The organism is Rhodopseudomonas sp. (assembly GCF_048594845.1).
In the GTDB taxonomy this organism is placed as follows: Bacteria; Pseudomonadota; Alphaproteobacteria; order Rhizobiales; family Xanthobacteraceae; genus Rhodopseudomonas.
The window spans coordinates 1-13,032 of record NZ_JBMDXE010000360.1; the positions used below are offsets into that span (position 1 = coordinate 1).

Below are 13,032 nucleotides of genomic sequence, written 5' to 3' on the forward strand. Positions count from 1 at the left end.
CGGCACCCCGGTCGGCAAGGTGATCGCCATCATCCACGACGAACGCGACACGCGGAAGAAGCAGGTGCGAGAAGGAATGGCGGCGGTCGATTAGCGGCAGCGTGGCGCAGCCCTCGATCAATTGATCCGCTGCGAGAGACCTCAGTTACTCACCAGCCCCAAGCACCGTCATTCCGGGGCGCGCGCAGCGCGAACCCGGATCTCGCACATGTGGGCCCGTTCTTCGTAACAACTTCGGGATTCCGGGTACGCTCGCTGCGCGAGCGCCCCCGAAAGACGCGCGGAGAGGTGATGCGCCACCGAGAGCCACGCCGCGTCACGCCTCGACCGCGGAACTGAGTTTCGTCGGCGTACTTATCGATCGGTGCGACTTGCATGCTGCCATTGGGGTAGCCCGGCTGTCGCGGATCGGCGCGTCAGCCGGTCTTCACGCCATCGAAAGCGTCGAACGGATGAAGCTGGGGAAGGCTCAAAGCCTGGAAGACGTCGCCGGCCAGGTCGGCGCGTGCGCGGTGACAATTCTGGCGGTGATCATCATCTCGGCGCTGTATGTCGGCCGTGAGGTGTTTGTTCCGGTGGCGCTGGCGATCCTGCTCAGCTTCGTGCTGGCGCGGCCGGTCAACATGCTGCAATCACTGCGGGTGCCGCGCGCGGTCGCGGCGATCGTCTCCGTGCTGTTCGCCTTCGCGGTGATCTTCGCGCTCGGCAGCCTGATCGCGACGCAACTCTCCCGCCTCGCCGGCGATCTGCCGCAGTATCAGTCGACCATTCAGGCCAAGATCACCTCGCTGCGCGGGGTCGCCGGTGGCTCCTCCACGCTGGAGCGCGCCGAGGGCATGCTGCAGGATCTCAGCAAGGAGCTGAACAGGCCGAAGAATGCAGCGCCGCCGTCGCTGAACAATCCGCAGACCGGCACCGCAGCGGGGCGGCCGGTCGCGCCGGTCCCGGTCGAGGTGCTGCAGCCCGATCCTGGCACGCTCGCCAATCTGCGCTCGCTGATCGCACCGCTGATCTCCCCGCTGGCGATGACCGGGATCATCGTGATCTTCGTGATCTTCATCCTGCTGCAGAAGGAGGATCTGCGAAACCGGCTGATCCGTCTCGCCGGTACGCGCGACCTGCAGCGCACCACCGCGGCGCTCGATGACGCAGCCAGCCGGCTGAGCCGGCTTTTCCTCAATCAGTTGCTGATCAATTCCGGCTTCGGCCTGCTGATCGGAATCGGTCTGTGGCTGATCGGCGTGCCGAGCCCGGCGCTGTGGGGCATCCTCGCCGCGGTGCTGCGCTTCGTGCCGTATATCGGCTCGATCATCGCGGCCGCCTTCCCGCTGACTTTGGCGGTGGCGGTCGATCCCGGCTGGTGGATGCTGGCCTGGACGGCCGCGCTGTTCTTCGTAATCGAGCCGGCGATCGCGCAAGTGATCGAACCGCTGGTGTATGGCCGTAGCACCGGCCTGTCGCCGGTCGCGGTGGTGATCTCGGCGACGTTCTGGACCGCGCTGTGGGGACCGATCGGCCTCGTCCTCGCGACGCCGCTGACGGTGTGTCTCGTCGTGCTCGGCCGCCATGTCGAGCGGCTGGCATTCCTCGACGTGATGTTCGGGGATCGTCCGGCGCTGTCGCCGCCGGAGATTTTCTATCAGCGCATGCTTGTCGGCGACCCGACCGAAGCCGCAGAAAAGGCTGAGCAATTCCTCAAGGAGCGCTCGCTGTCGTCCTACTACGACGACGTCGCGCTGAAGGGCCTGCAACTGGCGCAAGCTGATCTCGAACGCGACGCGCTCGACGCCGTGCGGCTGGCGCGGATCAAGGAAACGGTGCTCGAATTCACCGAAGACCTCACCGACGAGGTGGCGCAGGAGCCCGAGGGCGACGAGGCCTCCACCGACGCCGAGGCCGCGGCAGCCGTCGAGGAAACGCCCGCCAGCCATGCGCATGACGGCCTGCCGGTGATGAAGCCGAACGAGCTCAAGCCGCAATGGCGCGGCGACGCGCCCGTGCTGTGCATCGGCGGCCGCTCCGACATCGACGAAGCCGCGGCGATGATGCTTGCGCATCTGTGCCGCGCGCATGGCATCGGCGCCCGCGCGGAGGCGCCAAGCGTGCTGTCCACGCGCAACATCTTCAGCCTCGACACCTCGCACGTCGCGCTGGTGTGCCTGTCCTATCTGGAAATTTCGAACAGCACGCACATCCGCTACGCCGTTCGCCGCCTGCGACGCAAGGCGCCGCAGGCCAAGATCATCGTTGCGCTGCTGTCGGCGGAAGGCGCCGCGCTCCCCGACGGCAACGAGTCCGTGCAGGCCGACGCCATCGTCACCACGCTACGCGACGCCGTCGCCTACTGCACCGACGAAGCCAGCAACACCCCGCCCCCGCAGGTGATCGAACTGCCTTTGTCCAGCGTCGCGATGTAGCGGACACGCAGGCGCGCATCTCACGTTCCGTACGCCGTCACGGCGTGAGAGAGGCTCCGACACTCTCCCCGTCATTCCGGGGCGCGCGTAGCGCGAACCCGGAATCCATTCCCCTGTGCTTGCGACGAACGACAAGACTTCGTCGGTACAGAACAGCGGCTACTGCGGAGTATGGATTCCGGGCTCGCTCGCTGCGCGAGCGCGCCGGAATGACGGGGTGAGGGTGTTAGTATGTCGCCGCGCGGCGGTAGTGATAGCGGTAGAGTTCCTGGTCGAAGCCGAGGCTGGCGTACAGCGCGCGGCCGGCTACGTTATCGGCGACGACTTGCAGACAGGCGGCCTTGGCGCCGTGGCTGACGGCCCAGGCGAACAGCGCCATCATCAGGCGCCGGCCCAGGCGCCGGCCGCGCAACGCTTCGTCGACCACCACCGACTCGATGACGAGCAGATCGCCGTGCACCACGCCGTAAGCCGTGGCGACGATGCGGCCGTCGTGGTGAAGCGCGGCGAAGCCGGTCGGCAGCGCGATGGCGTCGACGACGCGCGCGTAGACCGCCGCATGCGACGGCGACTGCACCTGCAGCCGCGCGATCGCAGCAAGCCAGTCCGCGTCGGCGCGCGCAGTGATCGTGATGTCTGACGCAGCGAAGGATGGGTCTACAGCAGACTTACTTGGAGCAGATACATCGACAGCCGGCGCATGCTCGGCAAACCGCTCCCCGCCGAAATCCCGCAGCAACGTGCAGGTCTCGCCCTCGCTATCAAAGCCGTGCTGATCGAGCTCGCGGTTGATCTGCGCGGCACCCGCGAGCAGCGTCGGCACGCGGACGATCAGCGGCTGGCCGTGGTGGCGATACAGCTCAGCGAAGCTATCAAGGTGCTCGGCAATCGACGTCGCGCGGTCGTGCAGCGGATTGACCGAATTGGCGCGGCGGGAGACGCCCTCGCCGAACCGCAGCAGCCAGTCGCCACGCATCGCGCTACGTAGTGCCGGCCAGGCGTCGAGGCAGGCCTGTTCGACCCGCCACGCCACTGTGTCGTTCATGCTATCCGCCGATGGCCGCCGCGATCGCTTCGAGCGCGGCGTCGGCCTTGCTGCCGTCGGGACCACCAGCCTGCGCCATGTCGGGCTTACCGCCGCCACCCTTACCGCCGAGCACTTCGGACGCCTTGCGCACCAGATCGACCGCGGAGAACCGCGCGACGAGGTCCGGCGTGACGCCGACCACGATCGAGCCCTTACCGTCCTCGCTCTTGGCGACAAGCGCAACCACACCGGAGCCGATCTGCTTCTTGCCCTGATCGACCAGGCTCTTGAGGTCCTTGATCTCGATGCCCTCGACCGAACGCGCCATCAGCTTGATGCCACCGACGTCACGCAGCGCAATGCCAGCTCCTTCGGCGCCTGATGAGCCAGATGCCGCACCCACGCCCATCGCGATCTTTTTCTTGGCCTCGGAAAGTTCGCGCTCGAGCTTCTTGCGTTCTTGCACGATGGCGCTGGCGCGCGACGTGACGTCGCCGAGCGAGGCGTTGAGCTCGGCCGACACCACACGCAGATCGTTGCGCATGTTGTTCAAGGCCTGCCGCGCCTGCTTGCCGGTCAGCGCCTCGATGCGGCGGACGCCGGACGCGACCGCGCTCTCGCCGGTGATCGACACCAGGCCGATGTCGCCGGTGCGCGTCACATGGGTGCCGCCGCAGAGTTCGACCGACCAGCCCAGCGCGTTGCTACCATGCTCGCGCGCCGCCTTGCCCATCGACACGACGCGGACTTCGTCGCCGTACTTCTCGCCGAACAGCGCGCGGGCGCCGGCCTCACGGGCGTCGTCGACCGCCATCAGCCGGGTCACGACCTCGTCGTTCTCCAGCACGATGTCGTTGGCGATGTCTTCGACCTGGCGCAGTTCGTCCGGCGTGATCGGCTTCTGATGCACGAAGTCGAAGCGCAGGCGCTTGTCGTCCACCGACGATCCCTTCTGTGCGATGTGATCACCAAGGACCTGACGCAGCGCCTCATGCAGCAGATGCGTCGCCGAGTGATTGGCGCGGATCGCCGAGCGGCGGCCGTGGTCGACCTCGAGCGCCAGCGCATCTCCGAGCGCGATGGCGCCCTGCTCGACCGTGCCGAAATGCACGAACAGATCGCCGGCCTTCTTCAGCGTATCCGTGACGACGAAGCGCACGCCGTCGGCGATCAGCACGCCGGTGTCGCCGACCTGGCCGCCGGACTCCGCATAGAACGGCGTCTGGTTGAGCACGATCGCGCCCTGGTCGCCGGCCTTGAGCGCGTCGACCTCGGCGCCGTCCTTGACCAGCGCGGTGACGACGCCCTCGGCGGTCTCGGTGTCGTAGCCGAGAAACTCGGTGGCGCCGTGCTTGTCGCGCAGGCCGAACCACACCGCTTCGGTCGCCGCCTCGCCGCTCCCGGCCCACGACGCGCGCGCCTTGGCGCGCTGGCGGTCCATCGCGTCGGTGAACGAGGCGATATCGACGTTGATGCCGCGGTTGCGCAGCGCGTCCTGCGTCAGGTCGAGCGGGAAACCGTAGGTGTCGTACAGCGTGAACGCGGTCTCGCCGTCGAACATGTCGCCCTTCTTCAGGGTCGCGCTCTTTTCGTCGAGGATCGACAGGCCGCGCTCCAGCGTCTTGCGGAAACGGGTCTCTTCGAGCCGCATCGTTTCCTCGATCATTGCCTCGGCGCGCACCAGCTCGGGATAGGCCTGGCCCATCTCGCGCACCAGCGCCCACACCAGCCGCCACATCAGCGGCTCCTTGGCGCCGAGTAGCTGGGCATGGCGCATCGCGCGGCGCATGATCCGGCGCAGCACGTAGCCGCGGCCCTCGTTCGACGGCAGCACGCCGTCGGCGATCAAGAACGACGACGAGCGCAGATGATCGGCGATGACGCGGAACGACGCCGCGTCGTCACCGCTCGGCCCGCGGCCGAGCGCGGAGGACGTCGCGTCGATCAGATTGCGGAACAGGTCGGTCTCGAACACGCTGTCGACGCCCTGCAGGATGGACGCCATCCGCTCCAGGCCCATGCCGGTGTCGATCGACGGACGCGGCAGCGGCACGCGCTCGTCCTTCGTCACCTGGTCGTACTGCATGAACACCAGATTCCAGAATTCGAGGAAGCGATCGCCATCCTCGTCCGGCGAGCCGGGCGGGCCGCCGAAGATATGCTCGCCGCGATCGATGAAGATCTCCGAGCACGGGCCGCACGGGCCGGTGTCGCCCATCGCCCAGAAGTTGTCGGACGTCGGGATGCGGATGATGCGATCGTCGGAGAAGCCGGCGATCTTCTTCCAGTAGCCCGCCGCCTCGTCGTCGGTGTGGTACACGGTGACGAGCAGCTTGTCCTTCTTCAGGCCGAAATCCTTGGTGATCAGATTCCAGGCGAGCTCGATGGCGCGCTCCTTGAAGTAATCGCCGAACGAGAAGTTGCCGAGCATCTCGAAGAAGGTGAGATGCCGGGCGGTGTAGCCGACATTGTCGAGGTCGTTGTGCTTGCCGCCGGCGCGGACGCATTTCTGCGAGGTGGTGGCGCGCTGATACGGACGCTTCTCGAGCCCGGTGAAGACGTTCTTGAACTGCACCATGCCCGCATTGGTGAACATGAGCGTCGGGTCGTTGCGCGGCACCAGCGGCGACGACGAGACGGCCTCGTGGCCGTTCTTGGCGAAGTAGTTCAGAAACGCAGACCTGATTTCGTTAACGCCGCTCATGTTCGTCCATTCAGTCCGGAATGCCCGCGAAACGCCCGCGCGACCCCACTGTCCCGGAGTCCAGCCTTTTAGACGCGGGGCCGGCCGCTGTCCAGAAAGTGGGCGCTGATTCAGTTGTTTGCCACCCACCTGGGGCGGTTGCGAACAGCCGTTGATAGCTCGCTGCACTGCGTTGACAGCCTTGCTGCGGCCGTGTTTGTGTCCTACCTACCTAAGACTAAGTCGCGTCGGGAGAGATCGGCCATCCTTCACTGAAGGGGGGTCGGCGCCGAAGGAGCAACCGCCCCGGAAACTCTCAGGCAAACGGACCGCGCGACTGACTGACATCTGGAAAGAGACCCTGCCGGGCATGCCCGGGGCGGGTCCGCCGACGGGATAATGCTCTCAGGCACAGCGACAGATGGGGCTCGATATGGTGACGAGAAATCGGTCTCGGGAACCGTGGGAGCCTGGAAATGCTGGCCCGTGAAGATACGGCTGCCTTGAAACGAACCCCGCTGCACGCGCTCCACTTGGCGCGCGGCGGAAAGATGGTGCCGTTCGCCGGCTACGACATGCCGGTGCAATACGCGCCCGGCGTGCTCAAGGAACATCTCCACACCCGCAGTGCCGCCGGCCTGTTCGATGTCTCGCATATGGGGCAGATCGAGCTGCGGGCGAAATCCGGCAAGCTCGAAGACGCCGCGCATGCGCTGGAGCGGCTGGTGCCGCAGGACATCGCAGCGCTCGCGCCCGGCCGCCAGCGCTACGCGCAGTTCACCAACGAATCCGGTGGGATTCTCGACGACCTGATGGTCACTAATCTCGGTGACCGGCTGTTCCTGGTGGTGAACGCCGCCTGCAAGACCGAGGACGAGGCGCATCTGCGGGCGCATCTGGCGGAGACCTGCGAGATCACCGCCCTCCCCGAGCGCGCGCTGCTGGCGCTGCAGGGGCCGAAGGCCGAAGCCGTGCTGGCGAAATTCTGCGCAGATGTCGCCAAGCTGAAATTCATGGACGTCGCCGAGCTGACCGTGGCCGGCCTGCCGTGCATCGTGTCGCGATCCGGCTACACCGGCGAGGACGGCTTCGAGATCTCGGTGCCGGCCGGCGGCGCTGAGGCCTTCGCCGAGAAGCTGCTGGCCGATCCGGACGTGCTGCCGATCGGCCTCGGCGCCCGCGACAGCCTGCGGCTCGAAGCCGGGCTCTGCCTCTACGGTCACGACATCGACACCACGACGACGCCGGTCGAAGGCGCGCTGATCTGGTCGATCCAGAAGAGCCGGCGCAGCGGCGGCGCACGGCCGGGCGGCTTCTTCGGCGATTCCGTGATCCTCGGGCAGCTCGACAGCGGCACGTCGCGGACCCGCGTCGGCCTGCGGCCCGAAGGCCGCGCCCCGGTTCGCGAAGGCGCGCCGCTGTTCGCCGGCGCCGAGTCGGCCGAGCCGATCGGCAGTGTCACCTCCGGCGGCTTCGGCCCCAGCCTGAACGCCCCGGTGGCGATGGGCTACCTGACGCGCGCGCACGCCAGCCTCGATACCCAGGTTTTCGCCGAGGTGCGCGGCCAGCGTCTGCCGCTGCGCGTCGCGGCCATGCCTTTCGTTCCGAACACCTACAAGCGCTGAGGACCCCGCATGACCACGCTCTACACCTCCGATCACGAATGGCTGAAGATCGAAGGCGACGTCGCCACCATCGGCATCACCAACTACGCACAGGAACAGCTCGGCGACGTGGTGTTTGTCGAGCTGCCGAAGGTCGGCCGCAGCGTCAAGAAGGCGGAAGCCGCCGCGGTGGTCGAGTCGGTCAAGGCGGCGTCGGACGTCTATGCGCCGATCACCGGCGAAGTGCTCGAGGTCAACGAGACGCTCGGCACCGAGCCGGCACTGGTGAATTCCGACGCCGATGGCGCCGCCTGGTTCTTCAAGCTGAAGATCGCCGACAAGAGCGAACTCGACGGCCTGATGGACGCAGCCGCCTACAAGGCCCACACGGCTTAGGACACGCCGTCTAGTCCGTTCGCATAAGTTCGTCATTGCGAGCGAAGCGAAGCAATCCAGCCCAGGTACCCTGAGCTCTGGATTGCTTCGTCGCTTCGTTCCTCGCAATGACGCGTGAAAGCATTCCGAGCAACCAGCCCTCGGGGCCGTTGCATTTGACGAGGACCAGAGCATGCCGCATCGCCGACCGATCGACGCCGCCAATGACTTCGTGCGACGGCATATCGGGCCCTCGCCGCAAGACATCGGCGCGATGCTGACCACCGTCGGTGCCGGCAGCGTCGACCAGCTGATGGCCGAGACGCTGCCTTATGCGATCCGCATCAAGGAGCCGCTGTCGCTCGGCGCGCCGCTGTCGGAGACCGATGCGCTGGCGCACATGACCGAGCTCGCCGCGCAGAACCAGGTGTTCACCTCGCTGATCGGCCAAGGCTATTCGGGCACGGTGCTGCCGACGGTGATCCAGCGCAACATTCTGGAGAACCCCGCCTGGTACACGGCCTATACGCCGTATCAGCCGGAGATCAGCCAGGGCCGGCTCGAAGCGCTGTTCAACTTCCAGACCATGATCTGCGATCTCACCGGGCTCGACGTCGCCAACGCGTCGCTGCTGGATGAGGCGACCGCTGCAGCCGAAGCGATGGCGCTGGCGGAGCGCGCCTCCGCGGCGAAGTCGAAGACGTTCTTCGTCGATCGCGACACCCACCCGCAGACGCTTGCGGTGCTGCGCACCCGCGCCGAGCCGCTCGGCTGGACCATCCTGGTCGGCGATCCCGACAGCGACCTCGACGGCGCCGACGTGTTCGGCGCGCTGCTGCAATATCCCGGCTCCTCGGGCGCGCTGCGCGATCCGCGCAAGGCGATCGCCAAGCTGCACGACAAGGGTGCGCTGGCGGTGATGGCAGCCGATCTCTTGGCGCTGACGCTGATCACGCCGCCGGGCGAACTCGGCGCCGATATCGCGATCGGCTCGGCGCAGCGCTTTGGCGTGCCGATGGGTTATGGCGGGCCGCATGCCGCCTACATGGCGGCGCGCGACAGTCTCAAGCGCAGCCTGCCCGGCCGCATCGTCGGTCTGTCGATCGACAGCCACGGCCAGCCGGCCTATCGGCTGGCTCTGCAGACCCGCGAGCAGCACATCCGCCGCGAGAAGGCGACCTCGAACATCTGCACCGCGCAGGTGCTGCTGGCGGTGATCGCCGCGATGTACGCCGTGTATCACGGCCCCGACGGCCTCGCCGCGATCGCTCGCCGCGTTCATCGCCGCACCGCGACGCTCGCCGCCGGCCTCAAGCAGCTTGGCTTCGCGCCGGCCAACGCCGCGTATTTCGACACGCTGACCATCGAGGTCGGCGACCGGCGCGACGCCATCGTGGCGCGCGCGGAGGCCGAGAAGATCAACCTGCGGATCAACGCCACATCGCTCGGTATCGCGCTCGACGAGACCACGACGCCGGCGACCGTCGAAGCGCTGTGGCGCGCGTTCGGCGGCTCGCTCGACTACGCGGAGGTCGAGCGCGGAGCGTCGGATGCTCTGCCGGAAGGTCTGACGCGCAGCAGCGATTTCATGACGCAGGCGGCCTTCCAGGACTATCGCTCGGAAACCGAGCTGCTGCGCTACATGCGCAAACTAAGCGACCGCGATCTCGCGCTCGACCGCGCGATGATCCCGCTCGGCTCCTGCACCATGAAGCTGAACGCCACCACCGAGATGATGCCGCTGACCTGGCCGGCGTTCGGCAGCCTGCATCCGTTCGTGCCGCGCGCGCAGGCGGAAGGCTATCACGCGATGTTCGCCACGCTGGAAAGCTGGCTCGCCGAGATCACCGGCTACGACGCGGTGTCGCTGCAGCCGAACTCCGGCGCGCAGGGCGAATATGCCGGCCTGCTGGCGATCCGCGGCTATCACCTGTCCCGCAAGGAGCCGCATCGCAAGATCTGCCTGATTCCGTCCTCGGCTCACGGCACCAATCCGGCGTCGGCCGCGATGGTCGGCATGGATGTGGTGGTAGTCGCCTGCAACAATCACGGCGATGTCGACGTCGAGGACCTGCGCGCCAAGGCCGAGCAGCATTCAACCAACCTCGCCGCAGTGATGATCACCTACCCGTCGACCCACGGCGTGTTCGAGGAGCACATCCGCGAGATCTGCGACATCGTCCACGCGCATGGCGGACAGGTCTATCTCGACGGCGCCAATCTCAACGCGCAGGTCGGCCTCGCCCGCCCCGGCGACTACGGCGCCGATGTCAGCCATCTCAACCTGCACAAGACGTTCTGCATTCCGCATGGCGGTGGCGGCCCGGGCATGGGACCGATCGGCGTCAAGGCGCATCTGGCTCCGTTCCTACCGGGCCATCCGGCCGAAGGCGAGCCGACGTCGGGCGTGCTGCACGGCGGCGGCACGGTATCGGCCGCGCCCTATGGCTCAGCATCGATCCTGACGATCTCCTACATCTACATCCTGATGATGGGCGGCGCCGGGCTGCAGCGCGCTACCGAGATCGCCATCCTCAATGCCAACTACATCGCGGCGCGGCTGCAGCCGCATTTCCCGGTGCTGTATCGCAACCAGCGTGGCCGCGTCGCGCACGAATGCATCGTCGATCCGCGGCCGCTGAAGACGACGACGGGTGTGACGGTCGACGACATCGCCAAGCGGCTGATCGATTACGGCTTCCACGCGCCGACGATGAGCTTCCCGGTGCCGGGTACGCTGATGATCGAGCCGACCGAGTCGGAATCCAAAGCGGAGATCGACCGGTTCTGCGACGCCATGATCGCGATCCGCCGCGAGATCGCGCAGGTCGAGGAAGGCCGGTTCAAGATCGACCAGTCGCCGCTGCGTCACGCGCCGCACACCGTGCACGACGTCACTTCGGCGGAATGGACCCGGCCCTATCCGCGCACGGAAGGCTGTTTCCCGGCGCCGCATTCGCGCACCGACAAATACTGGAGCCCGGTCGGCCGCGTCGACAACGTCTACGGCGACCGCAATCTGGTCTGCTCCTGCCCGCCGATCGAGGACTACGCCCTCGCGGCGGACTACGCGCGGGCGGCGGAGTAAGCGCGCTGGACATGATGGACCCGACGGACGGCGCCATCACCCAAGGCGTCATTGCCGGGCTTGACCCGGCAATCCATCCGCTTCGCAGGATGCCTTCAGCCAGCGCGCTCCGCGCGCGATGGATGCGCGGGCCTTCGCGGCGCCGAACGGGCTCCGGCCCCGCAGGCGGGTCAAGCCCGCGCAGGACAGCCAAGTAATAGCGAGGCGCACGCACCTAGGCACGTCGTCATCACCCGCGCATGCGGGTGATCCAGTATTGCAGGGCGTTTGGCCTGCGCGCGAGCGCCAACACGCGGTCTGCAGTGCTTGTGCTGTTCTCTCGCTGGAATACTGGGTCGCCCGCCTGCGCGGGCGATGACGGCGGAATTTGGCGTGAGGCCTTCGGCACCGATGTGCGCGGCGGCGGTTTCAAGTTTGAGTGCGTCCATCGCCTCGGCAAAGCCGCGACAGCGCGACCCGCCTCTACGAACGCTCGGAATACCAATTTATCCGACGGAAACGAAATCGCTTGCTTGCGCGGGCGATGATAACTGAGTGTCGAGCGTGGCCGCGTCTTATTCGTCGACCGGCTCCTCGCCTTCGGCGTCGCTCTCGGGCGAGCCGGCAAGGATCTGCTCGGCGATCAGGCCAGAGTTCTGGCGGATCGCGGCTTCGATCTTCGCGGTGAGATCCGGATTGCCGCGCAGGAACGCCTTGGCGTTCTCACGGCCCTGACCGAGCCGCTGGCTGTCGTGCGAGAACCAGGCACCTGACTTCTCGACGATGCCGGCCTTGACGCCGAGATCGAGAATCTCGCCCATCTTGGACACGCCCTCGCCGTACATGATGTCGAATTCGACCGGCTTGAACGGCGGCGCCAGCTTGTTCTTCACCACCTTGACGCGGGTCTGGTTGCCGACGACCTCGTCGCGCTCCTTGATCTGGCCGATGCGGCGGATGTCGAGGCGCACCGAGGCGTAGAACTTCAGCGCGTTGCCGCCCGTGGTGGTTTCAGGCGAGCCGTACATCACGCCGATCTTCATGCGGATCTGGTTGATGAAGATCACCATGGTGTTCGACTTGTTGATCGACGCGGTGAGCTTGCGCAGCGCCTGGCTCATCAGGCGGGCCTGCAGGCCGGGCAGCGCGTCGCCCATCTCGCCTTCGAGTTCGGCGCGCGGCACCAGCGCCGCCACCGAGTCGATGATCAGCACGTCGATCGCGCCGGAACGCACCAGCGTATCGGCGATTTCGAGCGCCTGCTCGCCGTGATCCGGCTGGGAGATCAGCAGCTCGTCGACATTGACGCCCAGCTTGCGGGCATAGACCGGATCGAGCGCATGCTCGGCGTCGACGAAGGCGCAAATGCCGCCCTTCTTCTGCGCCTCGGCGACGCAATGCAGCGCCAGCGTGGTCTTGCCCGACGATTCCGGCCCGTAGATCTCAACGATGCGCCCCTTCGGCAGTCCGCCGACACCGAGCGCGATATCAAGCCCCAGCGAGCCCGACGAAATCGTCTCGATGTCCAACGAGCGATCGTTCTTGCCGAGCTTCATCACCGAGCCCTTGCCGAACTGGCGCTCGATCTGAGACAGCGCGGCGGACAGCGCCTTGGATTTGTCCATGGAAGAACCTTCGACGATACGCAGGGCAGTAGGGGCGGAAGCCATGTGATGCTCCTTATGAACGGGATTCGCCGGTCGGACAAACCGCGGGGGGCCGATAACCAATGGAAAGCAACGTACACTCTTTGTTCTATGTTCGCAATCTGTTCTTTTTCAGAAATCGAATTTCCTGACACTTTTGCACGCTGGTCACGCGATGCCGGTCCAAACGCGCCCAGCGACGAACTGCTCGAG

Annotated in this window: 7 protein-coding genes and 1 riboswitch; of the genes, 4 read left to right on the forward strand and 3 right to left on the reverse strand. The window is 66.5% G+C overall.

The window, feature by feature from the left end; translation table 11 throughout:
- Positions 1 to 452: 452 nt before the first annotated feature.
- Positions 453 to 2,417, forward strand: coding sequence for an AI-2E family transporter (locus ACOJTD_RS24540; protein ID WP_420135459.1), 1,965 nt, complete (start codon positions 453 to 455; stop codon positions 2,415 to 2,417).
- A gap of 226 nt (positions 2,418 to 2,643) precedes the next feature.
- Here ACOJTD_RS24540 and ACOJTD_RS24545 read toward each other — a convergent pair whose 3' ends face one another.
- Both ACOJTD_RS24545 and alaS read right to left on the reverse strand, forming a co-directional pair.
- Complete coding sequence (locus ACOJTD_RS24545; RefSeq protein ID WP_420135460.1) at positions 2,644 to 3,462, reverse strand: GNAT family N-acetyltransferase; 819 nt, start codon at positions 3,460 to 3,462, stop codon at positions 2,644 to 2,646.
- 1 nt (position 3,463) lies between these two features.
- On the reverse strand, positions 3,464 to 6,148 hold the full coding sequence (alaS, locus tag ACOJTD_RS24550; RefSeq protein ID WP_420135461.1) for an alanine--tRNA ligase: 2,685 nt from the start codon (positions 6,146 to 6,148) through the stop codon (positions 3,464 to 3,466).
- A 217-nt stretch (positions 6,149 to 6,365) separates the two neighbouring features.
- Positions 6,366 to 6,469: riboswitch (glycine riboswitch) on the forward strand.
- Between the two features lie 134 nt (positions 6,470 to 6,603).
- Here alaS and gcvT point away from each other — a divergent pair.
- The 3 genes from gcvT to gcvP all read left to right on the forward strand — a co-directional run bounded on the left by gcvT (position 6,604) and on the right by gcvP (position 11,194).
- Entirely contained in the window at positions 6,604 to 7,752 is a 1,149-nt protein-coding gene (gene gcvT, locus ACOJTD_RS24555) for a glycine cleavage system aminomethyltransferase GcvT (RefSeq protein WP_420135462.1), read from the forward strand.
- Positions 7,753 to 7,761: 9 nt separating this feature from the next.
- Positions 7,762 to 8,127 (forward strand): glycine cleavage system protein GcvH, encoded by a 366-nt coding sequence (gcvH, locus tag ACOJTD_RS24560; protein WP_420135463.1) that lies wholly within the window; start codon positions 7,762 to 7,764, stop codon positions 8,125 to 8,127.
- A 172-nt stretch (positions 8,128 to 8,299) separates the two neighbouring features.
- A complete protein-coding gene (gene gcvP, locus ACOJTD_RS24565; protein WP_420135464.1) occupies positions 8,300 to 11,194 on the forward strand; it encodes an aminomethyl-transferring glycine dehydrogenase in 2,895 nt (964 codons plus the stop codon).
- Between the two features lie 554 nt (positions 11,195 to 11,748).
- On the opposite strand, the gene recA is transcribed toward gcvP, so the two are convergent.
- Positions 11,749 to 12,843, reverse strand: coding sequence for a recombinase RecA (recA, locus tag ACOJTD_RS24570; RefSeq protein WP_420135465.1), 1,095 nt, complete (start codon positions 12,841 to 12,843; stop codon positions 11,749 to 11,751).
- Positions 12,844 to 13,032 lie beyond the last annotated feature (189 nt).

Bases quoted from the DNA above. Each gene is read 5' to 3' on its own strand.
- ACOJTD_RS24540 (WP_420135459.1), top strand. From the start codon at position 453: ATGAAGCTGGGGAAGGCTCAAAGCCTGGAAGACGTCGCCGGCCAGGTC.
- ACOJTD_RS24545 (WP_420135460.1), bottom strand. From the start codon at position 3,462: ATGAACGACACAGTGGCGTGGCGGGTCGAACAGGCCTGCCTCGACGCC.
- alaS (WP_420135461.1), bottom strand. From the start codon at position 6,148: ATGAGCGGCGTTAACGAAATCAGGTCTGCGTTTCTGAACTACTTCGCC.
- gcvT (WP_420135462.1), top strand. From the start codon at position 6,604: ATGCTGGCCCGTGAAGATACGGCTGCCTTGAAACGAACCCCGCTGCAC.
- gcvH (WP_420135463.1), top strand. From the start codon at position 7,762: ATGACCACGCTCTACACCTCCGATCACGAATGGCTGAAGATCGAAGGC.
- gcvP (WP_420135464.1), top strand. From the start codon at position 8,300: ATGCCGCATCGCCGACCGATCGACGCCGCCAATGACTTCGTGCGACGG.
- recA (WP_420135465.1), bottom strand. From the start codon at position 12,843: ATGGCTTCCGCCCCTACTGCCCTGCGTATCGTCGAAGGTTCTTCCATG.